This window comes from Streptomyces sp. NPDC049879 (assembly GCF_044461265.1).
Lineage (GTDB): Bacteria > Actinomycetota > Actinomycetes > Streptomycetales > Streptomycetaceae > Streptomyces.
In genome coordinates, this window is sequence record NZ_JBITKT010000001.1 from 162,991 (window position 1) to 189,249 (window position 26,259).

Consider the following 26,259-nt stretch of genomic DNA (forward strand, 5'->3'; position numbering starts at 1 on the left):
GCCGGGAGGCCCCATGCTGCTGGACGTACGCGACCTGCGCGTCGAGTTCCGCACGAGGGAGGGCGTCGTGCGGGCGGTCAACGGGGTCAGCTACTCGGTGGCGGAGGGTGAGACCCTGGCGGTGCTCGGCGAGTCGGGCTCGGGCAAGTCCGTGACGGCGCAGGCGGTGATGGGCATCCTCGACACCCCGCCCGCCCGGGTCACCGGCGGCCGGGTCCTCTTCCAGGGCACGGACCTGCTGACGCTCGGCGCGGAGGAGCGGCGGCGCGTGCGGGGCGAGCGGATGGCGATGATCTTCCAGGACGCCCTGTCGTCCCTCAACCCGGTGCTGCCGGTGGGGTACCAGCTGGGCGAGATGTTCCGCGTGCACCGGCGCGCGTCGCGCAAGGAGGCGCGGGAGCGCGCCGTGGAGCTGATGGACCGGGTCCGCATCCCGGCGGCCGGGGCGCGCGCCGGGGACTACCCGCACCAGTTCTCCGGCGGCATGCGCCAGCGCATCATGATCGCGATGGCGCTCGCGCTGGAGCCCGAGCTGATCATCGCGGACGAGCCGACGACGGCGCTCGACGTGACCGTGCAGGCCCAGGTCATGGAGCTGCTGGCCGACCTGCAGCGGGAGTTCGGGATGGGGCTGATCCTCATCACGCACGACCTGGGGGTGGTCGCGGACGTCGCCGACAAGATCGCGGTGATGTACGCGGGCCGCATCGTGGAGAACGCGCCGGTCGCGGACCTCTACAAGCGGCCGGCGCACCCGTACACGAAGGGGCTGCTCGACTCGATCCCGCGCCTGGACCGCAAGGGCAGGCAGCTGCGCGCGATCAGCGGGCTGCCGCCCAACCTGCTGCGCATCCCGCCCGGCTGCCCGTTCCACCCGCGCTGCCCGCAGGTCAGGGACGTGTGCCGCGTCGATCCGCCGCCGCCGCTGTACGAGGTCACGTACGCGGGCCGGGACGCCGAGGCGGTGCGGGCGGCGGAGCTGATGCCGGACGACCCCTCGGCCCTCGGGCGTTCCAGCGCCTGCCACTTCTGGAAGGAGACCGTCGGTGAGTGAGGCGGCGAATGAGGCGGCGGGTGAGCCCCTGCTGGAGGTGCGCGGCCTGATCAAGCACTTCCCGCTGACGCAGGGCGTGCTGGTGCGCCGCAGGGTCGGCGCGGTGCAGGCGGTGGACGGTGTCTCGTTCGACCTGCGGCGCGGCGAGACGCTGGGCATGGTCGGCGAATCCGGCTGCGGCAAGTCGACGGTGGCGAAACTGCTGATGCACCTGGAACAGCCCACCGGGGGGCGCATTCTCTACAAGGGCGAGGACATCGCCGGGCTGTCCGGCCGTGCCCTGAAATCCGTCCGCCGAAACATCCAGATGGTTTTCCAGGACCCCTATACTTCGCTGAATCCGCGGATGACCGTCGGCGACATCATCGGGGAGCCGTTCGACATCCATCCGGAGGTTGCACCAAAGGGGGACAGGCGCCGCCGGGTGCGGGAACTCCTCGATGTGGTGGGCCTCAATCCGGAGTACATCAACAGATATCCGCACCAATTCTCCGGCGGGCAGCGGCAGCGTATCGGCATCGCGCGCGGACTCGCGCTGCGGCCGGAAGTGATCATCGCGGACGAGCCGGTCTCCGCGCTCGACGTCTCGGTGCAGGCGCAGGTCGTGAATCTGATGGAGCGGCTCCAGGACGAGTTCGGCCTCGCGTATCTCTTCATCGCGCACGACCTTTCCGTGGTCAGGCACATCTCGGACCGGATCGCGGTGATGTACCTGGGCCGGATCGTGGAGACGGGAACGGACCGGGAGATCTACGAGCACCCCACGCACCCGTACACGCAGGCGCTGCTCTCGGCGGTGCCGGTGCCCGATCCGGGGGCGCGGCGGCGGGAGCGGATCATCCTCGCCGGAGACGTCCCCTCGCCCGCCGACCCGCCGTCCGGATGCCGGTTCCGCACCCGGTGCTGGAAGGCGCAGGACCTGTGCGCGGAGGTCGATCCGCCGCTCGCGGTGCCGGTGGCGTTCGCGAAGGCATCGGGCCCGGCGGCCCATGACTCGGCCTGTCACTTCGCCGCGGAGGAGCCGACCGTGTCGGCGGCCTGAACGGGGAAAACGCCTGGACAGCGACCGGGGTGGTACCGCTTGGAAGCGGTACCACCCCGGTCTACGGCACCCGCACGGCCGTACCGCTCCAGTCTGGGGCGTTCGCATATCGTGAAGGCGTCACCGGTGTTGCCTCCGTGTTAAAAGGCGCGGTCCCCACTTAGGGGCAAATTCCGGAAATCCGGAATCGAAGTCAAGCACGCTACGGGCTCGATCTGCATAAGTCTCGCCTATGAATTGACTGTCATAGGTTTATACCATTGCTATCTCTTGACGGGAAAGTGTGTGCCTTGCCACAGTCGCGATCTACACGCATCGCATGCAGGTCCATCCCGCCGGGGGCGCCGAGATGTCCATTGCAACCAAGCCTGTCGAGGCCGAACTCGTAGGCCGCTCGCCAGGGCAGCTGATGTGGCGCCGCTTCCGACGTGATCGGATAGGCGTCATATCCGCCCTGATCGTGGCGTTCTTCTTTCTGGTGGGACTGTTCGCGCCGGTCATCTCCCGTCTGTACGGCAAGGACCCCTACACCCGATACGGACAGGAACAGCCCGGTCTGCTCAACGACTACGGCTATCCGGTCAAGCCCAACGGCGGTATCGACGGGGAGTTCTGGTTCGGCCTCGAACCGAGCACCGGACGTGACGTATTGACTGAGCTTCTCTACGGAATCCGCACGTCTCTCTTCATCGCCCTGGCGGTGACGGTCCTCGCCGTGCTGACGGCGATCGTCCTCGGCATCGCGGCCGGCTACCTCGGCGGCGTGTGGGACTTCCTGATCAGCCGCACGACCGACCTGCTCATGGCCTTCCCCCAGCAGCTGTTCTTCGTGGCCTTCCTCCCGATCACGACCAGCCTGTTCGTGGACCCGAGGGAGGAGACACCGGTCTGGATCAAAGTCATCTCGATCATCGTGGTGCTGTGGGCCCTCGGCTGGATGACCCTGGGCCGCATCCTGCGCGGCGTGACCCTGACGCTGCGGGAGCGCGAGTTCGTCGAGGCGGCCAAGGTCAGCGGCGCGTCGTCCTGGCGCATCATCCGCAAGGAGCTGCTGCCCAACGTCGTCTCGCCCATCCTCGTGCAGGCCACCTACATGCTCCCCTCCTTCGTGACCACGGCGGCGGCCCTGTCCTTCCTCGGCGTCGGCATCACCGAGCCCACGCCCGACTGGGGCCGGATGTTCGCCACCGCCGCCCAGGTGTACCGCAGCGACATCACCTACATGTTCTTCCCCGGAGTCTCGCTGGTGATCTTCGTCGTCGCCTTCAACCTCCTGGGAGACGCGGTCCGGGACGCCTTCGACCCGAAGACCGTGCGATGACCGGCACGACCTCTCACAACGAACGGGCAGGTGCCAAGGAACCCATGAGCAAGCGAACAGCGCACAGAAGGCGCACGGCGGGGGCGGCGCTCGCCCTTGCCGGGGCCCTGGTCCTCAGCGCGTGCAGCAGCGGCGGCGGAGGCGGGGGCGACCCCGAGGGTGAGGACAGCGCCGGGCCCGAGGTGTCCGCCGCCATCACCTTCGGCGACGAGGCCGCCTCGACAGGACCCGCCGAGGAGGTCCCCGGTGCGGCCCCTGGCGGCACGATCCACGTGCTCCAGGAGACCGCGCCCGACCACCTGGACCCGGGCCAGGTCTACGTCTCGCACGAGTCGAACATCACGCGCCTGCTCCACCGCGGCCTCACCGCGATCCGTCTCGACAACGAGGGGAACTACAGCGTCCTCGGCGACCTCGCCACCGACGCGGGCCAGGTCAGCGACGAGGGCCGCACCTGGACGTACACCCTCAAGGACGAGATCTTTTTCAACGACGGCACGCCGATCACGTCCGCCGACCTCCGGCACACGTTCGAGCGCATGTTCGCCCCGTTCATCACCCAGGGCCCCAACTACATCCAGGGCTGGCTGGCGAACGACCCGAAGGAGTACCGCGCGCTGCTGCCCGACGGGCCCTTCGAGGGGGAGCACCTGCCCGACTCGATCCTGGAGACCCCGGACGAGCGCACGATCGTCTTCCACTTCGAGGAACCGCAGAACGACCTGCCCTACGCCCTGGCCACGCCGGGCTACGGCGTCGTCTCCGAGGCGGGCGACACGCGGGAGCAGTACGACCAGGAGCCGGTGACGTCCGGCCCCTACCAGATCGAGGAGTTCCGCCCCGGACGCTCCATGACGCTGACGCGCAACGAGTACTGGGACCCGGCGACCGACCCGGCGCGCAACGCCTACCCGGACCGGTACGAGATCTCGTTCGGCCACACCCGCGAGGACACCACCGCGCGGCTCATGGCCGACAACGGCGACAACCAGACGACCGTGACGTTCAACAACGGCCTGGACGCGGGCAACGGCCCCTCCGTCGTGGAGGACCCGCAGTACCAGGACCGCCTGATCGACGGCTACCAGCCCTACGTCTGGAGCCTCGCGATCAACCAGGACACCGTCACCGACCGCCGCATACGCGAGGCGATAGCCCTGGCCGTGCCGCTCAACGGCGTCCGCGCCGCGTACGGCGGCGCGCTCGGCGGCGAGTACGCGGGCAGCCTGATCAGCCCGCTGCTGCCCGGCCGCGAGGACGACTACGACCCGTTCGGCAAGGTCGCCAACCCGCAGGGCGACATCGAGGGCGCCCGCGCCCTCCTGGAGGAGGCCGACGCGGTCGGCTACGAGCTGAGCTACGTCCACCACACCGCGCCCGAGGACCAGCAGGCGGCCGTCGCCGTCGAGGACGCGCTCGAGGACGCCGGCTTCGTCGTCAACCGCACCGAGGTCCCGTCGGAGACCTACTACGACACCATCGGCGTCGTGGAATCCGGCTACGACATCTACCGCTCCAGCTGGGGCGCCGACTGGCTGTCGGGCTCCACGGTCATCCCGCCGCAGTACGACGGCCGCCAGATCGCCGACGGCGCCTCCAACTACGCGCACCTCAACGACGAGCACGTCAACTCCGAGATCGACCGCATCCTGCTGATCGAGGACCCGGACGAGGCCGCCCGCGAGTGGTTCGAGCTGAGCAAGTACGTCGTCGAGGACGCCATCGCGTCCGTGCCGGTCATCTACTACCGCCAGACGCTGCTGCACGGTTCGCTCATCGGCGGCGCCGTCTTCAACGACGACGTCGGCACGATCGACATGCAGCGCCTCTACGTCATCCAGGAGTAGAGCCGGACCCCCGCCCCTCCCGGCCGTCCGCCCCAGGGCGGGCCGCCGGGCGGGGCGGCCAAGGCCCCGCACATCCGGCCGGGTGCGGGGCGGGCCGCCGCCCGCCCCGCACCACCCGGCGCCACCCCCGGCCAACGAACCGAAGGCTGCGACCCGATGCTCAGATTCATCCTGCGGCGATCCCTCGGCGCCCTCGCCATCCTGCTGATCATCAGCGCCGTGACGTTCTTCCTCTTCTACGCGATCCCGCGCAACCCCGCGCTGCTCGCCTGCGGCAAGGGCGTCTGCACACAGGAGCAGCTCGCCGTCGTCGAGCACAACCTGGGCATCGACAAGCCGATCCCCCAGCAGTACTGGGAGTACATGATCGGCATCTTCGCCGGCCGCGAGTTCCCCGCCGGGAGCTGCCCGGCACCCTGCCTCGGCTTCTCCTTCCGCGACAACAGGCCCGTCCTCGACACCATCCTGGACCGGCTGCCGACCACCGTGTCCCTCGCCGCGGGCGGCACCGTCGTCTTCCTCATCCTGGGCCTGGCCTTCGGCATGATCGCCGCCTGGCGCCGCGGGACCCTGCTGGACCGCTCGGTCAGCTCGGCGTCCCTCGTGCTCAGCTCGGCGCAGATCTACTTCCTCGGCCCGCTCGCGCTCGCGCTGCTCGTCTACAACAACCAGATCCTGTCCCAGCCGGGCTACTTCCCCATCTCGGACGACCCGGGCAAGTGGTTCGCCGGGCTGCTGCTGCCCTGGCTGGTGCTCTCCACCATCTTCACCGCGCAGTACACCAGGCTCTCCCGCGCCTCGCTCGTCGAGCAGCTCCAGGAGGACCACGTACGGACCGCGCGCGCCAAGGGCATGGGACGGCGGACCGTCTTCTTCCGGTACGCCTGGCGCGGCTCGCTGATCCCGATCGTCACCGTCCTCGGCATCGACATGGGGTCGCTGATCGGCGGCGCCATGATCACCGAGAAGACCTTCGCCCTGCCGGGCCTCGGCCGCCTGGCGGTGGACTCGGTCACCCAGTCCAACCTGCCGATGCTGATGGGCGTCATGCTCTTCGCCGCCCTGATGATCGTCGTGTTCAACATCATCGTCGACGCCTGCTACGCGCTGATCGACCCGCGCGTACGGCTCGCGTAGCGCAAGGGAGCTGACGACGTGACCACCACAGAGCCCGCCGCGACGCCACGGCCGGGCACGGGCACGGGGACGGACGCGGGGGCGGACGCCGAACCGTTCCTGTCCGTACGGGACCTGCGCGTGCGCTTCGCCACCGAGGACGGCACGGTCAAGGCGGTGGACGGCCTGTCGTTCGACGTGCTGCGCGGCCGGACGCTCGGCATCGTCGGCGAGTCCGGCTCCGGCAAGTCCGTGGCCAACCAGGCGATCCTCGGCCTGCACAACCCCAGGGTCGCCGACATCAGCGGCGAGATCCTGCTGGAGGGCGAGGACCTCGTCACCGCCCGCGAACGCCGCATGGAGCAGCTGCGCGGCAACCGGATCGCCATCATCTTCCAGGACCCGCTGACCGCCCTCTCGCCGTACCACACCGTCGGGCAGCAGATCGCCGAGCCGTACCGCAAGCACAAGGGCGCCGGACGGCGCGAGGCGCGCGAGCGCTCCATCGAGATGCTGGCGCGGGTCGGCATACCCAGCCCGCAGCGCCGGGTGGACGACTACCCGCACCAGTTCTCCGGCGGCATGCGGCAGCGCGCCATGATCGCCATGGCCCTCGTCTGCGACCCCGACCTCCTGATCGCCGACGAGCCGACGACCGCGCTCGACGTCACCGTCCAGGCGCAGATCCTCGACCTCCTGCTGGAGCTGCAGCAGGAGTTCGGCTCCGCGATCATCATGATCACGCACGACCTCGGCGTCGTCTCGCGCGTCTCGGACGACATCCTCGTGATGTACGCGGGCCGCGCCGTCGAACGCGGCACCGTCCACGACGTCCTCAGCCGCCCCCAGCACCCGTACACCTGGGGCCTCCTCAGCTCCATGCCCCGCCTCAGCGGCGACGTCGGCAAGGAACTCGTGCCCATCACCGGCACGCCGCCCAGCCTGCTGAACCCGCCGCCCGGCTGCCCGTTCGCCCCCCGCTGCTCCTTCCGCGACGAGGTGCCGGAGGGCCGCTCCTGCACCGAGGACAGGCCCGCCCTGTCCGAGGGGCGCGGCGCCGCCTGCCACCTCACCGACGGGCAGAAGCGCGTCCTGTTCACCGAACGCATCAGGCCCCGGCTCGTGTGAGCCCCGCCCGCCATCGCACCGCACGCACGCACGGACCGGAGACCGAGGACCAGATGACGACCGAGACCGCCGAGACCAAGGCCGGGACCGCCGGGGCCCGCAGCGCGCTGATGACCGTCCGGGGACTCACCAAGCACTTCCCGGTCCGCGGCGGCTTCCCGGTCAAGCGGACCGTCGGCGCCGTGCACGCCGTGGACGGCCTCGACTTCACCGTGCACGCGGGGGAGAGCTTCGGGCTCGTCGGCGAGTCGGGCTGCGGCAAGTCCACGACGGGCCGCCTGCTCGCCCGGCTGCTCGAACCGACCGCGGGCACGATCACCTACCGGGACCGCGACATCACGCACGCCTCGCGCCGCGCGCTGGCCCCGATCCGCTCCGAGATCCAGATGATCTTCCAGGACCCCTACTCGTCGCTCAACCCGCGGCAGACCGTCGGCACGATCATCGGCGGCCCGATGGAGATCAACGGCATCGTGCCGCCCGGCGGACGGGAGGCGCGCGTCCGCGAACTGCTGGAGACGGTCGGGCTCAACCCCGAGCACTACAACCGCTTCCCGCACGAGTTCTCCGGCGGCCAGCGGCAGCGCATCGGCGTCGCCAGGGCCCTCGCGCTCGAACCGAAGCTGATCGTCGCCGACGAGCCGGTCTCCGCGCTCGACGTCTCGATCCAGGCCCAGGTCGTCAACCTGCTGCGCAAGGTGCAGGAGGAACTGGGCATCGCCTTCCTCTTCATCGCCCACGACCTCGCCGTCGTCCGGCACTTCTCGCAGCGGATCGCGGTGATGTACCTCGGCAAGATCGTGGAGATCGGCGACCGCGAGGCGATCCACGAGCGGCCCAGGCACCCGTACACGCACGCGCTCCTGTCGGCCGTCCCCGAGGTGACGCTGGAGAGCGAGGACGGCACGCCCGCCGAGCCGCCGCGCGAACGCATCAGGCTCCAGGGCGACGTGCCCTCGCCCACCGACCCGCCGTCCGGCTGCCGCTTCCGCACCCGCTGCTGGAAGGCGCAGGACGTGTGCGCCGAGCAGGAGCCGCCGCTCGTCCGCATCGAGGGGAACGCGGCGGGCCATCTCACCGCCTGCCACTTCCCCGAGGACGGCACCACGCTGGCCGCCGACCGCCCCGAACCGGTGCTGCCGGACCCCGTCGTGCCCTGAGCCGCGCACGAGCACGGACGCCCCCCGGCGCCAGGCGTGGGCCGGGGGGGCGTGCGCCCCTTCTCTGCTTCCGTGCACCCGGCCGTGCGCGCGCGCCCGCTCGTTATGATCCATGGCACGTGACGGGCAGCACTCACCCGAGCACGCGCTGAAGCCTGTCGCCGGCCGCCCTGAACGGGCCCGAACTGTAGGGGTGATCCTCGGTGGCGCTCTCCGTCTCCGCCGTGCTGCTGCTCGCCATCATCGTCGTCCTCCTGGTCAGGAAGGCGGGGCTCAACCTGATGCACGCCTTCGTGTGCATGCTCCTCGGCTTCTACCTCGCCGGGTCGAACATGGCGCCCGCCATCAGCGACTTCGGGTCGAGCGTCGCGGGGATGATCAGCGAGCTGAGCTTCTGACCGCCGGGCGCCCTTGTTTTTCGCCCGGCACTTGCCTCCGGCGTAGGCTCCCGGCATGAGTCCGGTCACTCCCCGGGTGCTGCTGGTGCACGCCCATCCCGACGACGAGTCGATCACCACCGGTGTGACCATGGCGGCCTGCGCCGCCATGGGCGCGCGGGTCACGCTCGTCACCTGCACGCAGGGCGAGGAGGGCGAGGTCATCCCGGCCGCGCTGGCCCACCTCGCGTCCGGCCGGGACGACGCGCTCGGCCCGTACCGCGCGGGCGAACTCGCCGCCGCCATGCGCGCCCTCGGCGTCACCGACCACCGCTTCCTCGGCGGCCCGGGGCGCTGGCGCGACTCCGGGATGGCCGGACTGCCGGAGAACGCGCGGCCCGCCGCCTTCGACCGCGCCGACCCCGACGAGACCGGCGCCGAACTCGCCGCGGTCGTCGCCGAGGTGCGGCCGCACGTCGTCATCACCTACGACCCGTACGGCGGTTACGGCCACCCCGACCACATCCAGGCCCACCGCACCGCCATGCGCGGTGTCGAGATCGCGGCGGAGCGGCACGGCCACCGCGTACCGCGCGTCCTGTGGGCCGCCGCGCCGCGCGGCGCCGCCGAGGAACGGCTCGCCGCCCTGCGCGCGGCCGGTCCCGGGCGGTTCGCGGGCGTGGCGGGCATCGAGGAGATCCCCGGCGTCGTGGCGGACGAGGAGGTCGCGCTCACCGTGCGCGGCACCCCGGAGCAGGCCGCGGCCAAGGCGGCGGCGATGGCCGCCCACGCGACGCAGATCGAGGTGGAGGGCGGCGTCTTCGCCCTCTCCAACGGGCAGGCGCAGCCGCTGTGGGAGACCGAGTACTACCGGCTCGCCGCCGGGGTGCCGCTGCCGCCGGGCGCGGCCGACGTGTTCGCGGGCCTGGATCTCGACCACACGCGGGACATGGCGGAGGAGGTGCGGTCGTGAGGATCGCGGTGTACGCGCTGCTCGGCGTGCTCGGCGCACTGGCCGGGATCGCGGGCTCGCTGGTGCAGGGCGGCTGGTTCCCGCTCGGGCTGCTGCTCGCGCTCGCGGGCGCGGCCGGGCTGTTCTGGGGCGGCGCGCTCGTCACCAGGTCGCGGGTCGGGGCGGGCGCGCCGGCCGCTGGGTGGGTGCTCGCGGTGCTCGCGCTCACGTCGAGCCGCCCGCAGGGCGACTTCGTCTTCGCGGCGGGCGCGGGCAGTTACCTCTTCCTGCTGGGCGGCATGGCGGTCGCCGCCGCGGCCGCGACCCTCGCCCCGTCGGAACGCCCGCTGTTCGCCGTCCCCGAGGTGCCGCGCGCGTCACGGTGACGTCTCGCACGTCAGCGCGATGTGGCGAACCGGTGTGCGGCGACCGGCGCGGCGGCCCGGCCCCCGTACGGAGGCCCGGCGCCGCCGCCGGATATGTCAACACCGCCTGACCTGCGCTTACTTGGAATCGGCGGCGACCGGCCCGCCGAGGTTTTGCGCCGCGCGGCGCGGCGCCGTACCGTGGCCGGACGGTGTGCCCCCGTGGTGTGTTGCACGGATGTGCCAATCCTGTGGGGGCGGCGTACCACACGGCCGTCACCAGTATCGTGGGGCCAGCCGCCCGGTCCCGGTGTGTTCCCGGGCCGGCCGGTGAAGCCCAACCGGGAGATCCTGCCTTGAGTCGTGAATCTGACAATCCGTCCCCCCGTCCCAGGGGGTGGGGGGACCCCCAGCGCAGCGAAGGAGACGGTGGCGCACGCCCGGCGGCTCCGCAGCCGGAGGAGAAGAAGACCGAGACCACGCTGACGACGCGCGCCCGGATCAACATCCCCGGGTCCCGGCCGATCCCTCCCATCGTGGTGCGCGAGACGGTGCAGGACAGCCCCGACGGCACCGCCGCCAGGGAAGCCACCGACGGCGCGGGCACCGCGAGCGCCGCCCAGGCCGCGCCCGAGGCCGCCGCCGCGCCGCCGTCCGCCCGGCCCGCCGCCCCCGCGAACGGCACCGGCGCCGCGCCCGGCAAGAAGACCAGCTCCTGGTTCGAGCCGCGCAAGCCGCCGCCGCCCGCCCGCGCGGACACGCCCCCGGGAGGCCACCCGGCCGTCACCGACACCCCGCCCGGCGGCGTGCCGGACGCGCGGTCGGCCGCCGGACCCTCCACCGGGCCCACCCCCGTCGTACCGCCGCGGGCCGCCACCGACACGGGCCCCAACCCGCTGCTCGGCCGCCCCGAGCCGGACCACGCCCCGGGCACCGGCCCGAACCCGCTGCTCAGCGGCGGTTCCCCGGTGGAGCACGAGCCGCGCGCCGGCCAGGACCCCTGGTTCCCGCAGCACCCCGACACCCCGGCCGAGGGCGTGCCGCGCATCCCGCCGCGCCCGGTCGGCCCGACCAGCGGGCCCGTCACCGGGAACATGCCGCTGCCCCGCCGCCAGCCGCCGCGCCCCGAGGACGAGGACCCGGCCGGTACGACGATGGACCTCGGCGGTCCGTTCCCGCCCGCGCCGCCACCCGGCATCGCGGACCTGGAGGCGACCGGCCGGATGGCGCCCATCACGGACGCGGACGCGCCCGTTCCGCCCCGTACCACCGGGCCGCGTACGACCGGGCCCCGTTCCCCCGGGTCGGGGCCCGCCGGGCCGGGGGCCGCCGTGCCCCCGCCGGCCGACCCCGCGCCGCAGCAGACGGCGCCGCCGCCCGCCGCACCCGCGGCGAAGGCGCGCAAGGGCGGCCGTTCCAAGGTGAAACTGCTGGTGGTCGGCCTCGTCGGCGTCGCCGTGATCGCGTACGGCGCCGGGCTGTTCCTGAGCCCGGCCGACGTCCCGCAGGGCACCACCGTCCTCGGCGTGGACATCGGCGGCCTGTCCACCCAGGAGGCGCAGAACCGCCTGGAGAGCAGCTTCGAGGCCGCCAACAACGAGCCGCTCGTCCTGCGGCTCGGCGACCAGGAGGTCGAGCTGAAGCCGAGCGTCGCCGGTCTGTCGGTGGACGCGGAGGCGACCGCCGAGGGCGTCTCCGGCCAGGACTACAGCCCGGTCGCGGTGTACGGCTCGCTGTTCGGCGCCGAGCACCCGCAGGACGCGGTCGTCGCCGTGGACCGCGAGAAGCTGACGGTCGCGCTGCGCGACCTGACCGAGAGCGCGGGCTCCGGCCCGGTCGACGGCAGCATCACGTTCACACCCGAGGGCCCGATCGCGGACGCGGGCCGTCCCGGGCTCGGCGTCGACCCCGAGGCGGCGGCCGACGCCGTGGAGGCCGCCTTCCGCGACCGCGCGGCGGGCACCGGCGACGGTGTCGTGGACCTGCCCATGACCGAGCAGCAGCCGGAGATCGGCGAGGAGCAGGTCAGGGCCGCCATGGCCGACTTCGCGGAACCGGCGATGTCCGGCTTCGTGACGGTCAGGGCCGGCGACCAGGAGATCGACTTCAGCCCGCAGAACTCCATCTACCAGTTCATCGGCATGGCCCCGGCCAACGGCACGCTGGTCGACACGTACGACCTCGAAGCCCTGGCGGCGCTGTACGGGCGGACGTTCGAGACCGTCCTCGTCACGCGCGGCGACGGCTCGCAGACGCCCGTGATGCCCGAGGACGTCGCGGGCGCGCTGCGGACGGCGCTGCGGGAGACCGACCCGGCGGCGCGGGTCGCGGTCGTGGACCTCGACCCCAGCTGACCGGGCCCGTCCCGGCGGCGGCCCGTCCGCCCGTACCTCCCCGGTACGGGCGGACGGGCCGTCAGCCTTCGCGGGGCGCCGCGCGGTAGTGGTAGTGGCTGTGCGCCGTGAAGCCGAGCCGTCCGTACAGGGCGTGGGCGGGCGCGTTGTCCGTCTCGACCTGGAGGTACGCGGCGCTCGCCCCCTCGGCGAGCGCCGCGCGCGCGAGTTCGCCCACGAGGGCGGTGGCCAGGCCGCGGCGGCGGTGCGCCGCGCCCACCTCGATCGCGCCGAGACCGGCCCAGCGGCCGTCGACCGCACAACGTCCGACGGCCGCCGGGCTGTTCCCGTCCGCGGGAGCCGAGGCGAACAGCACCGAGGGCCCGCCGGTCAGGACCCGGCGGGCGCCCGCCGGATTCTCGCGCGTACGGGAGTAGGCGGCGAGCCACGCGTCGGACGGCGCGCGCTCGACGCGTACGCGCGGGTCGGGCGCGCGGTCGGCGAGCGCGGCCAGCGGGGCGACCATCGTCACGCTGTGCCCCGACGCCGCCCAGCCGAGCGCGTCGAGGCGTGCCGCGAGCAGCGCGTCCGCGCCGGTGCTCCCCGGCCCGTCGGTCGTCAGCTGGAGGACGAGGGGGAGGCCGCGGGCCGCGTACCAGGCGGTGAGCGCGCCGGTGTCGGGGTCGGCGGGGCCGCTGCGCACCGCCGAGTTGGCCCGGCGCGTCCAGCCGCCGCCGCCCGCGCGGGCGAGCCAGTCGCCGACCTGCCCGGTCTCCTCGCCCGGCCAGCCGCGCGCGGCGACCGCCGTCAGCTCGGCGACGTCCGCCGCCGGGACGCCGCGCCGCGGCGGCGGCGCGGGCGGCACCACCTTGCCCGCCACGAGGTCCGCCTCCGCGAGCCGCACGATCCGGCCGTCCCGCCGTGTGACGCCGACCACCCCGTCCTGCCACGACGTCAGCACGCCGACGGTGTCCGTGAACGTCACATCCGGCTCGTCCGGGCCCGTCAACGACCGCACCGACACCCGTTTCCCCACGTCAGAAGGGGTGATGCGCACGACGAGCTGTCCGCCCACGGTGAACTCCATCCTCTTGCCCGCCCCCTCTTTGGCCTCCCGGGGCCCGGACCGGAGATACTAAGGCGGGCACCGACGACGCCGCGCCCCGCGCGCCCCGGCGGTCAGCCGCCACCGTAACGAGGAGGACAGACAGCGTGACCTATGTCATCGCGGAGCCTTGTGTCGACCTGAAGGACAAGGCATGCATCGAGGAATGCCCTGTTGACTGCATCTACGAGGGTCAGCGGGCTCTGTACATCCACCCCGATGAGTGCGTGGACTGCGGTGCCTGCGAGCCGGTCTGCCCGGTGGAGGCCATCTTCTACGAGGACGACACCCCGGAGGAGTGGAAGGACTACTACAAGGCCAACGTGGAGTTCTTCGACGACCTCGGGTCGCCCGGCGGCGCGAGCAAGCTCGGCCTGATCGAGCGCGACCACCCCTTCATCGCGGCGCTGCCGCCGCAGAGCCACGACGAGTGACGTCCGGCGTCACCACGCCCGTCACCGGTCCCGTGCGGCAACGGCCGTACGGGACCCGTGCGCTGTCGGGCACGCGCCGCGCGTGCCCCGTTCCGCAGGCCGCCCCGTCGCCGGGGCGGCCTTCTCACCGAGAGAGTTGAGCCACCCCGTGTCCCTCGTCTCCGCCCGGCTGCCCGTCTTCCCCTGGGACCGCCTGGAGCCCGCCAAGGCCACCGCCGCCGCGCACGCGGACGGGATCGTGGACCTGTCGGTGGGCACGCCCGTCGACCCGGTGCCCGCGCTCGTGCAGCGCGCCCTCGCTGCCGCGAGCGACAGCCCCGGATATCCGACGGTGTGGGGCACGGCGCGGCTGCGCGAGGCGATCCTCGGCTGGCTGGCGCGCCGCACCGGCGCGGCGGGGCTCGACGAGCGGAACGTCCTGCCGGTCATCGGCTCCAAGGAGCTGGTCGCCGCGCTGCCCGCGCAGCTCGGCCTGGGCCCCGGCGACCGCGTCGCCTACCCGGAACCCGCCTACCCCACCTACGAGGTGGGCGCCAGGCTCGCGGGCGCGGAGCCCGTCCCCTACCGCGGCAAGCCGACCGAACTCGACCCGGCGGGGCTGCGGCTGCTGTGGCTGAACTCCCCGGGCAACCCGACGGGCCGCGTCCTGGGCGTGGACGAACTGCGCGAGACCGTCGCGTGGGCGCGGGAGCACGGTGTGGTCGTGTTCAGCGACGAGTGCTACCTCGAACTGGGCTGGGAGGCCGACCCGGTGTCGGTGCTGCACCCGGACGTCTGCGGCGGGGACACGTCGGGCGTCGTCGCGGTGCACTCGCTGTCCAAGCGGTCGAACCTGGCGGGCTACCGCGCGGCGTTCCTCGCGGGGGACGCGGCGGTGCTCGGCGAACTGCTCGCGGTGCGCAAGCACGCGGGGATGATGCTGCCCGCGCCCGTCCAGGCGGCGATGGCCGCGGCGCTGGACGACGACGGGCACGTGGCGGAGCAGCGCGCGCGGTACGCGGCCCGGCGCGCGGCGCTGCGCGGGGCGCTGGAGGCGCGGGACTTCCGCGTCGAGCACAGCGAGGCGTCGCTGTACCTGTGGGCGACGCGGGACGAGGACTGCTGGGCGACGGTCGGATGGCTGAGCGAGCTGGGCATCCTGGTGGCGCCCGGGGAGTTCTACGGGGTGGCGGGCGAGCGGTTCGTCCGGGTCGCGTTCACGGCGACCGACGAGCGCGTCGCGGCGGCCGTGCGGCGGCTGGCCTGAACCGCCGCGGGGCCGTGGCGAGATGCCACGGCCCCGCGGCCGGGGCGCGGGTCAGAGCGGGCTGCGCAGCAGGCTGAAGTCCTGGGTGTCCGGCAGCGCGGCGGTCGCCGCCGCCCCGCCCAGCTCGGTGGACGCGGTACGGGCCTCCTCCGGGGTGCCGACGACGTCGCGCAGCGTCGTGGCCGCCGTGCGCCCCGTGTCGGCGGCGAGGTCCCTGGCCATCGGCCCGGCGACCGGCATGACCGCCTTCACGGCCTCGCCGCCGATCTCGTTCACCACGCCGTTCGCGGCGGTCGTCACGTTGTCGAGCGTCTGCTCGACGCCCGCGCTCTCCAGGCCCTGCAGGCCCGCGAGCGGCGCGGCCAGCGGCTGCTCGGAACCGGCCGCGGCCGCCTGTCCCGCCGCGCCCGCGACCGGCGCGGCACCGGCCGCGAGGAGGAGGGCCGCCTTGGCGATCCGGCGGGCGAACGGCTGCCGGGGGGTGGACGAGCTGGACATGGTGCTCCTCTGCCTGGGTGGTGCTGGGGGTGCTGGGTGGGTGCTGGGATGTCGGGGAGCGGCGGGGCTGAGTCCCGGCCGCGCAGTGCCTATCGGCCGGGAGCGGCGGGAGGTTGCGGCCCGCGAGGGTAAAGGATTGGCAATGCGTGGACGCGGCGGGGAATTGCCGCCCCGCGCGTAATCCGGGCGCGTAATGGCGCATTCGGCGGACGGCGGCACGCGCGGCCGCCCGTACCGGAATTGACGTGGCGTCAGCATGGTGTGTCAACGGCCGCGGTTTCGCGGGGCTTTCCCGGCGGTTGTCCGAAGCGCAGGAGAACGCGCCGTATTCCGTTTGCCGTACCCGCGTGGACGTATTTCCGTACATCTGTACCGCCGCGTTATCCGGCCCCCGCCTCCCCGGCGGGCGCGGCGAATCCGGGCCCGTATTCCGGCGGGTTCTCCGGCCGCCCCCGGGCCGCCGTGGCTCCGGCGGCGAGGGCGCCCGGCGGCGCCCGGGTACCGTGAGGCCATGGAACCGCCTCTCCTCGACCTCGGCCTGGACGCCGCCGCGCTCACCGCGCGGCTCGTGGACATCCCCTCCGTCAGCGGCACCGAGAAGCCCCTGGCCGACGCGGTGGAGTCCGCCCTGCGCACCCTGCCGTGGCTGCGCGTGGACCGGCACGACGACAACGTCGTCGCCCGCACCGCGCTCGGCCGCGCCGAGCGCGTCGTCCTCGCCGGGCACCTGGACACGGTCCCCATCGCCGAGAACGTCCCGGCGCGCCTCGACGGTGACGGCGTCCTGTGGGGCTGCGGCACCTGCGACATGAAGTCGGGCGTCGCCGTCCAGCTCCGCGTCGCCGCCACCGTCCCCGACCCCAACCGCGACCTGACCTTCGTCTTCTACGCCAACGAGGAGGTCGCCGCCGAGCGCAACGGCCTCGGCCACCTCGCCGCCGCGCACCCCGACTGGCTCGCGGGCGACTTCGCCGTCCTCCTCGAACCGTCCGACGGCGAGGTGGAGGGCGGCTGCCAGGGCACCTTGCGGATGTTGCTGCGGCTGACCGGCAGGCGCGCCCACTCGGCCAGGTCCTGGACCGGCGAGAACGCCGTCCACGCCGCCGCCCCCGTCCTGGCCCGCCTCGCCGCGTACGAGCCGCGCCGCCCCGTCATCGACGGCCTGGAGTACCGCGAGGGGCTCAACGCCGTGCGGATCGGCGGCGGCGTCGCGGGGAACGTCATCCCCGACGAGTGCGTGGTCGCCGTCAACTACCGCTACGCGCCCGACCGCGGCGAGCAGGAGGCCATCGCGCACGTCCGCGAGGTCTTCGCGGACTGCGGCGTCGAGGAGTTCACGGTGGACGACCACTCGCCCGGCGCGCTCCCCGGCCTCGGCCACCCGGCGGCCCGCGCGTTCATCGACGCGGTGGGCGGCACGGCGCGCCCCAAGTACGGCTGGACGGACGTCTCGCGCTTCAGCGCCCTCGGCGTGCCCGCGGTGAACTACGGTCCTGGTGACCCCAATCTCGCCCACAAGCGGGACGAGCGGGTGGACACGCGGCAGGTGCTGCGCTGCGAGGAGCGGCTGCGCGCCTGGCTGACGGCCTGAGGGGTACGCGGCGGGAGACCACGGGTGAGACGAGCGGTACGGCCCGAGCGGGGGAGTACCACGAGGTGAGGAGCACGGCATGAACGGCAGCGCGGAGCCGGGTGCGGACCGTCCCGAGGGCGTGCCGGAGGGCGTTCCGGCCGATTCGGCGGCGGCGGACGAGGCCGCGGCGCGCGAGCGCGCGGGCGCGACGACCGAACGGGGCGAGCAGCGCCTCGGCCCGGTGGTGCGCCGCCGGGACCAGGTCGTCGCGGGCACGGCCGACCAGCGGCTGCTGGACACCAGGGGCCCGTCCGACTGGGTGCACGGCGACCCGTGGCGGGTGCTGCGCATCCAGTCCGAGTTCGTGGAGGGCTTCGGCGCGCTGGCCGAACTCGGCCCGGCCGTCAGCGTCTTCGGCTCGGCCAGGACGCTCCCCGGCTCGCCCGACTACGAGCTGGGCGTACGCATCGGGCGCGGCCTGGTGGAGGCGGGCTTCGCGGTGATCACCGGCGGCGGCCCCGGGGCGATGGAGGCCGCCAACCGGGGCGCGAGCGAGGCGGGCGGCGTCTCGGTCGGCCTCGGCATCGAGCTGCCCTTCGAGCAGGGCCTCAACGAGTACGTCGACATCGGCATCAACTTCCGCTACTTCTTCGTGCGCAAGACGATGTTCGTCAAGTACGCGCAGGGCTTCCTCGTCCTGCCCGGCGGACTCGGCACGCTGGACGAGCTGTTCGAGGCGCTGACCCTCGTGCAGACCAGGAAGGTGACGCGCTTCCCGATCGTCCTGGTCGGCACCGACTACTGGGCGGGGCTCGCCGCGTGGCTGCGCGAGACCGTCGTCGCGCAGGGCAAGGCGTCCGACCGCGACCTGGCGCTCTTCCACGTCACGGACGACGTGGACGAGGCGATCGCGCTCGTCACGAAGCCTTGATCCCCTGGGCCTGATTCCCCGCGCCTGACCCGCGGCGCGCCCGCCGTCAGGCCAGTCCCCGGCGGGCCACCGCCGGGGGCCGGCGGCCCGCGATCGAGGCCACCATGTCGAGCACCTGCCGCGTCTCCGCGACCTCGTGCACCCGGTAGACACGGGCGCCGAGCCAGGCGGAGACGGCGGTGGTGGCGAGCGTCCCCAGCAGCCGTTCCTTGACCGGCAGGTCGAGCGTCTCGCCGACGAAGTCCTTGTTCGACAGCGACACCAGCACCGGCCAGCCGGTCGCCGTCATCTCCCCGAGCCGCCGCGTGGCCTCCAGCGAGTGCCGCGTGGACTTGCCGAAGTCGTGGCCCGGGTCGATGAGCACGCCGTCCGGGCGCACGCCGAGCGCCACCGCCCGTTCCGCCAGGCCGACCGTGACGTCCAGGATGTCCGCCATCACGTCGTCGTACGCCACCCGGTGCGGCCGGGTCCGCGGCGCCGCGCCGCCCGCGTGCGTGCACACCAGGCCCGTGCCGTACTCGGCGGCCACCTCGGCGAGCCGCGGGTCCACGCCGCCCCAGGCGTCGTTCAGCAGGTCGGCGCCCGCCTCGCACACGGCGCGGCCCACCTCGTGCCGCCACGTGTCCACGCTGATCACGACCGAAGGGTGCCGCTCGCGCACGGCCGCGACGAAGCCCGCCGTCCGCCTGATCTCCTCGGCCGCGTCCACCTCGGCGCCGGGGCCCGCCTTCACCCCGCCGATGTCCACGATCGCCGCGCCCTCCTCGACGGCGCGCGCGACGCGGTCGAGCGCCGGGCCGTCCGCGAAGGTGGCGCCCTGGTCGTAGAACGAGTCGGGCGTGCGGTTGACGATCGCCATGACCACCGGCTCGTCCGGGGGGAACGTCGCGGTTCCGAGGCGCAGCATGCCGTTCAGTTCTCCGCTCCTTCGAGTCCGCCGGGGCCCGCGGTCCCGGCCTGCCCCGAACCTACCTGGCCGTCCGGGCACCCGGCCGCGGCGGGACGTGCGACGATCGGAGCGCCGCACGGCGGCGCGGCGGGGAAGAACCGACGAAGGGGACGCGGGTGTTCTGGATTCTCATCGCCACCATGGTGCTGGTGATCGCCGGTGTCACGCTGGCGGTGCTCAGCAGCGGCGACGGCGCGGGCGGCCCGGTCACCGGCGGCCTCGTGGACGCGGTGCCCGACCGGCTCGACGACCCGCTGCCCCGCGACCGGCCCGTCGGCCCGGCCGACGTGGTGCGCGTACGGCTGCCGGTGGCGGCGCGCGGCTACCGCATGGCGGAGGTGGACGACGTGCTCGACCGGCTCGCGGCGGAGCTGGCCGAGCGCGACGCGCGCATCACCGAGCTGGAGACGGCGCTCGCCGGCGCCCAGGCCGTCGCGCTCGACCACCGGGCCCCCGCCGGTGGCGCCGCCGCCGACGACGACCCGGGCCGCGCCGACGCCGGGCCGGGGGCGTACGCGGGGGAGCGCTTCGCCGACGACGACCGGGCGGCGGCGGACGCGGCCTTCGTGGACGGCGCGTACGGGGACGGACGGCCCGGCGGGGACACTCCCTAGGCCCTGCCTAGCGCCCCTCGAACCGCGGCCGCTCCTTGCGCAGGAACGCTTCGACCGCCGCCCGGTGGTCGGCCGACGCCCCGGCCTCCCGCTGGAGCCGCGCCTCCTCGTCGAGCGTCTCCGCCAGCGGATGCGACGCCCCGAAGGCCAGGGACCGCTTCAGCGCCGCGTAGGCGAGCGTCGGGCCCGCCGCCAGCCGCAGCGCGGTCTCCCGCGCCGCCGCCGCCAGCTCCCCGTCCGGCACGACGCGCTGGACGAGCCCGATCCGCTCGGCCTCCGCCGCGTCCACCCGGCGCGGGTCGAGCAGCAGCTCGGCGGCCCTCCCGGCGCCCACCGCGCGCGGCAGCGTCCAGGAGAGGCCGGAGTCGGCCGTCAGGCCGATCCCGGCGAAGGCGGTGTGAAATGCGGCACTCGCGGCCGCGAGCCGCAGGTCGGCGGCGAGGGCGAGGCCGAGCCCCGCGCCCGCCGCGGCGCCCTGGACGGCCGCGACCACGGGCCGGGGCATCGCGGCGATCTCCCGGGTGATCGGCCCGTAGTGCCGCGCCACGGTCTCCATGGCGTCCCCCGGCCGCTCCTCGCGGGCGAGGGCGTCGCGGTGCTCGGCGAGGTCCTGACCGACGCAGAACGCGCGGCCGTTGGCGGTGAGGAGAACGGCCCGTACCGCGGAATCCGCGGCCGCCGCGCGGAGTGCGCGCAGCAGTGCTTCCTTCGCCGTGACATTCAGGGCATTCAGCTGTGCCGGTCGATTCAGTGTGATCGTCGCGAGACTCTCGGTCACTTCGTACAGCACCGTGTCGTCCATGTCCTTCAGCATGGCGCGGACAACGGGAGTATCGCGGTCAATCGCCGAATTGAGTGGTTTTGCGCGCGCGCGTTGCCGAAGGGATACCACCCAATGTTGGTCAGGGGGACGTTCCATGCGGGATAATGACGTGGAGCAATGTGTTCGACGCCGGTGTCCGTTGGCTTCTCGTCCTCGGGTCGCCGGTGGAGACGGGCTGGTTCAGGAAGGGGAACGAGCATGGCGGCCATGAAGCCGCGGACGGGCGATGGTCCGCTTGAGGTGACCAAGGAGGGGCGGGGCATCATCATGCGCGTTCCGCTCGAAGGCGGTGGCCGACTCGTCGTCGAGCTGACCCCGGACGAAGCGGTCGCCCTCGACGAGGAGCTCAAGAAGGTGACCGGCTGAGCGTTCGCGCCGGCCGTCTCCGCATTTCCGTATCTCCTCGTAGCGGTTCTCCCGCCGGTTCGCCGGCACGACCCAGGGCTGCGCAGGACTTTCCGATCCGTTCCACCGCTTCACCACCAGACCGCTCGACGGCTCCACCGTCAGTCTCTCTCCGGTCTGTTCGGCGCTGCCCCGGTCCCGGCCGGGGCAGCGCCGTTTCCGCGCCGGGACTCAGACACGGGTCGCGCACAGCAGGCCGTCGCCGACCGGCAGCAGCGCCGGGACGAGTTCCCGGCTCTCCCTGACGGTCCGCAGCAGCTCCCGCAGCTTCCGCACCTCGGTGGGCTGCGCGGCCGAGTCCACGGTCCTGCCCCCGGCGAACACCCCGGCGAAGACGAGCAGCCCGCCCGGACGCAGGAGCCGCAACGATTCTGCGAGGCATTCGAGGCATTCGAGCCGGTCGCCGTCGCAGAAGACCAGGTCGTACCCGCCGTCGGCCAGCCGGGGCAGCACGTCCAGCGCGTGCCCGGGGATGAAGCGCGCGCGGTTGGCGGCGAAGCCCGCCGAGCGGAACGCCTGCCGGGCGAACTGCTGCCGCTCCGGCTCGATGTCCACGGTCGTCAGCACCCCGTCGGGGCGCATGCCGTGCAGCAGGTACAGGCCGGAGACGCCGGTGCCGGTGCCGATCTCCGCGACCGCACGCGCACCCGCCGTCGAGGCGAGCAGCCGCAGGGCGTCGCCGGTGCCCGGGGACACGGCGCGCACCCCGGCCTCCCGCGCCCGCTCGCGGGCCCACCGCAGGGCCGTCCCCCCGGCGCTGTCGGCGTCCGGTTCGCCATACGCCTCGGCGAACGCCCAGCTCCTCAGCCGGTTGCCGGTAATGGCCCTCTCCTGTCCCCGTCTGTCACGCGCTTTGACTGTAGCGACTCCGGGCGGGAACAGGACGCCCGGACCGCTCGTTGGATCAACCGGACGGCCCGCGGTCCCGATGTCCGCGGTCAAAGCCGGTCGAAAATGCTTATCCGGAGCTAACGGGCGAGGTGGCTATGGTAGGGACTCCACTGGACACCACCAGAGCCGACAGGGGAGGTGCGGCCACGTCCACGGGGCGGAAAGTGCTCAGGCGCTTTCTGCGGACGTCCGGCGGGCCGAATTCCGTGACAGACACCGCTGACGCCGATCGGGCGCACACCACCGCCGACTTCACCGACGGCTCCACCACCGCCGTCGCGACGTTCGGCGCGGTGTCCGACGGTCAGAGCTGGGCACCCCCCAGCTGGGAGGAGATCGTCAGCACCCACAGCACCCGCGTCTACCGGCTGGCGTACCGCCTCACCGGCAACCAGCACGACGCCGAGGACCTCACGCAGGAGGTCTTCGTCCGGGTGTTCCGTTCGCTGTCCACCTACACGCCGGGCACCTTCGAGGGCTGGCTGCACCGCATCACCACCAACCTGTTCCTCGACTCCGTCCGCCGCAAGCAGCGCATCCGGTTCGACGCCCTGGGGGAGGACGCGGCCGAGCGGCTCGCCAGCCGCGAGCCCACACCGCAGCAGCACTTCAACGACACCCACTTCGACGCCGACATCCAGCAGGCGCTCGACACCCTGGCGCCCGACTTCCGCGCCGCCGTGGTCCTGTGCGACATCGAGGGCCTCAGCTACGAGGAGATCGCCACCACGCTCGGCGTCAAGCTGGGCACGGTGCGCAGCCGCATCCACCGCGGCCGCTCGCACCTGCGCAAGGCCCTGCGCCACCGCTCCCCGCGCGCCCAGGCGGCGGCCGGGGAGCACGAGGCGGACGAGTCCGTCCTGACCGCCGCCCCCGCCGGGCCGGAAAGCGGGGCGGTGTGACGACCACCCCCGCGACCCCCTCGACTCCCTCCGACCCGTCCGGTCACGGGTGCGCCGACCGGCACCTCGGGGACCGGCTCGCCGCCCTCGTGGACGGCGAGCTGTCCCACGACAGCCGTGACCGCGTCCTCGCGCACCTGGCGACCTGCCCCGGCTGCAAGGCGGAGGCGGACGCGCAGCGCGCGCTGAAGTCGGCCTTCGCCACCACCCCGCCGCCCGCCCCCTCGGCGGGCCTCCTCGCGCGCCTCCAGGGACTGCCCGCCATGACGGCGGACGACGGCGGCGCCGACGGTCCCCGCGACCCGGGCGACCCCGCCCCGTTCGGCCACTCCCTGGGCGGCGGGCTCACCGGGGGACCGCTGTCCCGGGGCGGCGAACGCCCGGGCGCGGAGCGCGCCTTCGCGTTCGGCCTGCTGCCCGGCGGCAGGGACCGCGGTTCGCTGCTCGCCCCCGCCGCACTCGACACGGACCGCGGCTTCCGCATCCACGAACCGGCGCGCGCCCACCGCGGGCACCGGCTCGCGTTCGCCGCCGCGGGCGCGGTGTCCCTGGCCGCCTTCGCCATCGGTGGGGCGCTCTCCGGCGTCGGCGGCTCGTCCGGCGGCCCCGGCTCGACCGGCACGGTGGCGGCGGGCAACGGCCCGGCCAGCACCGCGTCGTTCCGCACGACGGCCGGACGGTCCGACGAGGAGAGCCGCGGCAGCCGTTCCCAGCCGGGCAGCCTGAGCGCGTCCCTCGGCCCGCTGGCGCCGAGCGGCCAGCTGCCCCCGCCGGGCACACCGCTCCTCGCGGCCGACTCCCTGCTCGTCCCCGGCATCGCGCTCTCACCCGATCCGGTCGTCGTGCCGGCCGTCTCGCCCCTGGCCATCACCCCGCCGAACGCGCTGTCGCCCGACGGCACGTCCCCCGCCCCGACCCCCACAGCCCCCGCCCCCGGCGCCCCCGGAGCCGTGAGCCCCCGCTGATCCGGACCGCCCGACCTGGTTCAATGCACCCACGGGTACGGGGACCACGGACGGCTCGCAGACGATGGGGACACCGCCATGGACAAGGGAAACAGCGTTCCCGGCCCTCAGGCCGGCTCCCAGCCGCCACCGGACCAGCAGGAACAGCGGGACTCCGCACCGGTGCGGGAGGACCACCCCGGGCACGACCCGTACGGCACCCCGCCGTACGGGCAGCCCGGGCCCTGGGCGCCCGCCCCGCCGGTGCAGCGCCCCGAGCCGACGCCCCCGGCCGGGACCGTCCTGCCGGGCGCGCCGCCGCCGCGCTCCCCGCGCTACGACCCGTGGGCCCCGCACCCCGTCTGGACCGTCGAGCCCGGCCCGGAGGACACCGAGCCGCGCCGCCTCCCCGGGGCGCGCCGCCTCGTCGCCGGTGCCGCCCTGCTGGCGCTGCTCGCGGGTGTCCTCGGCGGCGTCATCGGCGTCTACCTGGAGCGGAACGGCGCGTTCAGCGACGTCCACCTGTCCAGCACCGAGGGCCGCGACGCCCCGCCCGAGCCCGGCAGCATCGCCGGGATCGCCGACGCCGTGCTGCCCGCCGTCGTCACCCTGCACGTCTCGGGCAGCGACGCGGGCGCCACCGGCACCGGCTTCGTCCTCGACGACCGCGGCCACATCCTCACCAACGCGCACGTCGTCCGCCCCGCCGGTGAGGGCGGCGCCATACAGGTCATGTTCGCCAGCGGCGAGACGGCACGCGCCGAGGTCGTCGGCCAGGACGCCGGGTACGACCTGGCCGTCGTCAAGGTGACGGGCGTCACCGGGCTGACGCCTGTCGAGCTGGGCGACTCCGACACCGTGCGCGTCGGCGACCCGGTCGTCGCCATCGGCGCGCCCTTCGACCTCGCCGGGACCGTCACCTCCGGCATCATCAGCGCCACCGAGCGGCCGATCACCGCGGGCGGCGAGGAGGCGGACGGCTCCGACATCAGCTACGTCAACGCGCTCCAGACCGACGCCCCCATCAACCCGGGCAACTCGGGCGGCCCCCTCGTGGACCTCGACGGCCGCGTGATCGGCGTGAACAGCGCCATCCGCACCGGCGACTCGGGCGGCTTCGACGCCGGGGGCTCCGGCAGCGTCGGCCTCGGCTTCGCCATCCCCGTCAACCAGGCCAGGGACGTCGCCGAGCAGCTGATCAACACCGGCCGCGCCACCCACCCCGTCATCGGCGTCACCCTCGACACCGGCTACCTGGGCGACGGCGCCCGCGTCGGCAGCTCCACCGGCGGGACCGCCGTCGAGCCGGGCAGCCCCGCCGACGCGGCGGGCATCCGGGACGGCGACGTCGTCACCGCCGTGGACGGCGCCCGCGTGCGCAGCGCGGACGAGCTGATCGTCAGGATCCGCAGCCACCGCCCCGGCGACGAACTGACCCTCACCGTGGAACGCGACGGTGACGAAGTGACGCTGGAGGTCACCCTGGGTGAGGCCGCCGGTGGTGAATGAGGGACGGACCACGGGCGGGTGCCCATCGTTTACCCGCTCGTGGGGCTCGGCCCCTCCCATCCGCCTCCCCGGGCGGGTACCGTTTTGTGACAACCGCGTGCGCGAGGGAGCTGACAGGTGTTCTTCGATATAGGGTCCCTGGAGTTCATCGTGCTCCTGGTCCTGGCGATTCTGGTCTTCGGCCCCGAGAAGCTGCCGAAGATGATCCAGGAGGCCGCCGCCTTCCTGCGCAAGATCCGCGAGTTCTCGGACAGCGCGAAGCGCGACATCCGCTCCGAGCTGGGTCCCGAGTTCAAGGACTTCGACTTCGAGGACCTCAACCCGCGGACCTTCGCCAAGAAGCACCTCCTCGACAACGACGACCTCGGCCTGCGCGAGCTGGGCAGCAGCCTGGACATGCGCAAGGAGCTGTCCGACGTCGCCGACGCCGTGAACAGCCGCCCGGCCACCCCCGGGCTCGCCAAGCAGCCGGGCAGCACCGCCCGCCCGGCCGCAGGACCGGTCAGCCTGGCGAAGGACTCCGACCCCAAGCCGGTCGTCCCGCCGCCCGCCGCGGCGGCCGGGGAGCACGCCCCGTTCGACGCCGACGCGACCTGAGCCGCCCGGCGGCCCGCGGCCGTTCCGACGCCAGCAGAGTGGAATCCCCGGCGCACGGGGGCGCATGACGCCACCCGTCCTCCGGCATGCCCGCCTGCTCCGATGCGGATGGCTATCCTCCCTATGTCCGGGGTGTGCCCAGG

26 protein-coding genes are annotated in these 26,259 nt (G+C 73.6%); 21 read left to right on the plus strand and 5 right to left on the minus strand.

Annotated elements, in window-relative coordinates; genetic code table 11:
* The first annotated feature begins 13 nt into the window (after window positions 1–13).
* The 11 genes from ACIBPC_RS00735 (at window position 14) to ACIBPC_RS00785 (ending at window position 12,716) form a co-directional block, all read left to right on the plus strand.
* Window positions 14–1,054: an ABC transporter ATP-binding protein gene (locus ACIBPC_RS00735; RefSeq protein WP_398840340.1), complete on the plus strand. Its 1,041-nt coding sequence runs from the start codon at window positions 14–16 to the stop codon at window positions 1,052–1,054.
* Entirely contained in the window at window positions 1,047–2,096 is a 1,050-nt protein-coding gene (locus tag ACIBPC_RS00740; RefSeq protein WP_362967784.1) for a dipeptide ABC transporter ATP-binding protein, read from the plus strand. Before ACIBPC_RS00735 ends, ACIBPC_RS00740 begins: the two co-directional genes overlap by 8 nt.
* A 349-nt stretch (window positions 2,097–2,445) precedes the next feature.
* Window positions 2,446–3,417 carry an ABC transporter permease gene (locus ACIBPC_RS00745; protein WP_398841733.1) on the plus strand — a complete coding sequence of 324 codons (972 nt, stop codon included), beginning with the start codon at window positions 2,446–2,448 and terminating at the stop codon, window positions 3,415–3,417.
* Window positions 3,418–3,461: 44 nt separating this feature from the next.
* On the plus strand, window positions 3,462–5,264 hold the full coding sequence (locus tag ACIBPC_RS00750) for an ABC transporter substrate-binding protein (protein WP_362966124.1): 1,803 nt from the start codon (window positions 3,462–3,464) through the stop codon (window positions 5,262–5,264).
* A 156-nt stretch (window positions 5,265–5,420) separates the two neighbouring features.
* Window positions 5,421–6,401, plus strand: a complete 981-nt coding sequence (locus ACIBPC_RS00755) for an ABC transporter permease (protein WP_362966121.1) — start codon at window positions 5,421–5,423, stop codon at window positions 6,399–6,401.
* 18 nt (window positions 6,402–6,419) lie between these two features.
* A complete protein-coding gene (locus ACIBPC_RS00760) occupies window positions 6,420–7,508 on the plus strand; it encodes an ABC transporter ATP-binding protein (protein WP_398840343.1) in 1,089 nt (362 codons plus the stop codon).
* Window positions 7,509–7,561: 53 nt separating this feature from the next.
* On the plus strand, window positions 7,562–8,668 hold the full coding sequence (locus ACIBPC_RS00765) for an oligopeptide/dipeptide ABC transporter ATP-binding protein (protein ID WP_362966119.1): 1,107 nt from the start codon (window positions 7,562–7,564) through the stop codon (window positions 8,666–8,668).
* Window positions 8,669–8,871: 203 nt separating this feature from the next.
* Window positions 8,872–9,066: a hypothetical protein gene (locus ACIBPC_RS00770; RefSeq protein WP_398840345.1), complete on the plus strand. Its 195-nt coding sequence runs from the start codon at window positions 8,872–8,874 to the stop codon at window positions 9,064–9,066.
* Window positions 9,067–9,121: 55 nt separating this feature from the next.
* Complete coding sequence (mshB, locus tag ACIBPC_RS00775; RefSeq protein WP_398840346.1) at window positions 9,122–10,018, plus strand: N-acetyl-1-D-myo-inositol-2-amino-2-deoxy-alpha-D-glucopyranoside deacetylase; 897 nt, start codon at window positions 9,122–9,124, stop codon at window positions 10,016–10,018.
* Window positions 10,015–10,383, plus strand: a complete 369-nt coding sequence (locus tag ACIBPC_RS00780; protein WP_362966113.1) for a DUF6113 family protein — start codon at window positions 10,015–10,017, stop codon at window positions 10,381–10,383. Before mshB ends, ACIBPC_RS00780 begins: the two co-directional genes overlap by 4 nt.
* A 515-nt stretch (window positions 10,384–10,898) precedes the next feature.
* Window positions 10,899–12,716: a hypothetical protein gene (locus tag ACIBPC_RS00785; RefSeq protein WP_398840347.1), complete on the plus strand. Its 1,818-nt coding sequence runs from the start codon at window positions 10,899–10,901 to the stop codon at window positions 12,714–12,716.
* Between the two features lie 61 nt (window positions 12,717–12,777).
* On the opposite strand, the gene ACIBPC_RS00790 is transcribed toward ACIBPC_RS00785, so the two are convergent.
* Complete coding sequence (locus tag ACIBPC_RS00790) at window positions 12,778–13,782, minus strand: GNAT family N-acetyltransferase (protein ID WP_398840349.1); 1,005 nt, start codon at window positions 13,780–13,782, stop codon at window positions 12,778–12,780.
* A 125-nt stretch (window positions 13,783–13,907) separates the two neighbouring features.
* Between ACIBPC_RS00790 and fdxA the strand changes: the two genes are divergently transcribed.
* Window positions 13,908–14,234, plus strand: coding sequence for a ferredoxin (gene fdxA, locus ACIBPC_RS00795; protein ID WP_362966107.1), 327 nt, complete (start codon window positions 13,908–13,910; stop codon window positions 14,232–14,234).
* 148 nt (window positions 14,235–14,382) lie between these two features.
* The gene (gene dapC, locus ACIBPC_RS00800; protein WP_362966105.1) at window positions 14,383–15,480 is read left to right on the plus strand and encodes a succinyldiaminopimelate transaminase; all 1,098 of its coding nucleotides are present in this window, start codon (window positions 14,383–14,385) and stop codon (window positions 15,478–15,480) included.
* A gap of 51 nt (window positions 15,481–15,531) precedes the next feature.
* Here dapC and ACIBPC_RS00805 read toward each other — a convergent pair whose 3' ends face one another.
* Complete coding sequence (locus ACIBPC_RS00805) at window positions 15,532–15,978, minus strand: ATP-binding protein (RefSeq protein WP_362966103.1); 447 nt, start codon at window positions 15,976–15,978, stop codon at window positions 15,532–15,534.
* Between the two features lie 511 nt (window positions 15,979–16,489).
* On the opposite strand from ACIBPC_RS00805, the gene dapE reads away from it, so the two are divergent.
* Both dapE and ACIBPC_RS00815 read left to right on the plus strand, forming a co-directional pair.
* Entirely contained in the window at window positions 16,490–17,569 is a 1,080-nt protein-coding gene (gene dapE / locus ACIBPC_RS00810; protein ID WP_362966101.1) for a succinyl-diaminopimelate desuccinylase, read from the plus strand.
* 79 nt (window positions 17,570–17,648) lie between these two features.
* Window positions 17,649–18,482, plus strand: a complete 834-nt coding sequence (locus ACIBPC_RS00815; protein WP_362966099.1) for a TIGR00730 family Rossman fold protein — start codon at window positions 17,649–17,651, stop codon at window positions 18,480–18,482.
* A gap of 46 nt (window positions 18,483–18,528) precedes the next feature.
* Here ACIBPC_RS00815 and folP read toward each other — a convergent pair whose 3' ends face one another.
* Window positions 18,529–19,389: a dihydropteroate synthase gene (gene folP / locus ACIBPC_RS00820; RefSeq protein WP_362966097.1), complete on the minus strand. Its 861-nt coding sequence runs from the start codon at window positions 19,387–19,389 to the stop codon at window positions 18,529–18,531.
* A 158-nt stretch (window positions 19,390–19,547) separates the two neighbouring features.
* Here folP and ACIBPC_RS00825 point away from each other — a divergent pair, with 158 nt between their 5' ends.
* Window positions 19,548–20,045, plus strand: coding sequence for a DivIVA domain-containing protein (locus ACIBPC_RS00825; protein WP_362966095.1), 498 nt, complete (start codon window positions 19,548–19,550; stop codon window positions 20,043–20,045).
* A gap of 7 nt (window positions 20,046–20,052) precedes the next feature.
* On the opposite strand, the gene ACIBPC_RS00830 is transcribed toward ACIBPC_RS00825, so the two are convergent.
* Window positions 20,053–20,847, minus strand: a complete 795-nt coding sequence (locus tag ACIBPC_RS00830) for an enoyl-CoA hydratase-related protein (RefSeq protein WP_398840350.1) — start codon at window positions 20,845–20,847, stop codon at window positions 20,053–20,055.
* 219 nt (window positions 20,848–21,066) lie between these two features.
* Here ACIBPC_RS00830 and ACIBPC_RS00835 point away from each other — a divergent pair, with 219 nt between their 5' ends.
* Entirely contained in the window at window positions 21,067–21,234 is a 168-nt protein-coding gene (locus ACIBPC_RS00835) for a DUF3117 domain-containing protein (RefSeq protein ID WP_019434894.1), read from the plus strand.
* Window positions 21,235–21,444: 210 nt separating this feature from the next.
* On the opposite strand, the gene ACIBPC_RS00840 is transcribed toward ACIBPC_RS00835, so the two are convergent.
* A complete protein-coding gene (locus ACIBPC_RS00840) occupies window positions 21,445–22,155 on the minus strand; it encodes an O-methyltransferase (protein ID WP_362966152.1) in 711 nt (236 codons plus the stop codon).
* A gap of 104 nt (window positions 22,156–22,259) precedes the next feature.
* On the opposite strand from ACIBPC_RS00840, the gene sigE reads away from it, so the two are divergent.
* The 4 genes from sigE to ACIBPC_RS00860 all read left to right on the plus strand — a co-directional run bounded on the left by sigE (window position 22,260) and on the right by ACIBPC_RS00860 (window position 26,116).
* A complete protein-coding gene (gene sigE / locus ACIBPC_RS00845) occupies window positions 22,260–23,066 on the plus strand; it encodes an RNA polymerase sigma factor SigE (RefSeq protein WP_362966090.1) in 807 nt (268 codons plus the stop codon).
* Complete coding sequence (locus tag ACIBPC_RS00850) at window positions 23,063–24,031, plus strand: anti-sigma factor family protein (RefSeq protein ID WP_398840352.1); 969 nt, start codon at window positions 23,063–23,065, stop codon at window positions 24,029–24,031. The genes sigE and ACIBPC_RS00850 overlap by 4 nt, the downstream gene beginning before the upstream one ends.
* 78 nt (window positions 24,032–24,109) lie before the next feature.
* The gene (locus ACIBPC_RS00855) at window positions 24,110–25,519 is read left to right on the plus strand and encodes a trypsin-like peptidase domain-containing protein (protein WP_398840353.1); all 1,410 of its coding nucleotides are present in this window, start codon (window positions 24,110–24,112) and stop codon (window positions 25,517–25,519) included.
* Window positions 25,520–25,636: 117 nt separating this feature from the next.
* Window positions 25,637–26,116, plus strand: a complete 480-nt coding sequence (locus ACIBPC_RS00860; RefSeq protein WP_398840354.1) for a sec-independent translocase — start codon at window positions 25,637–25,639, stop codon at window positions 26,114–26,116.
* The last annotated feature ends 143 nt before the right edge of the window (window positions 26,117–26,259 follow it).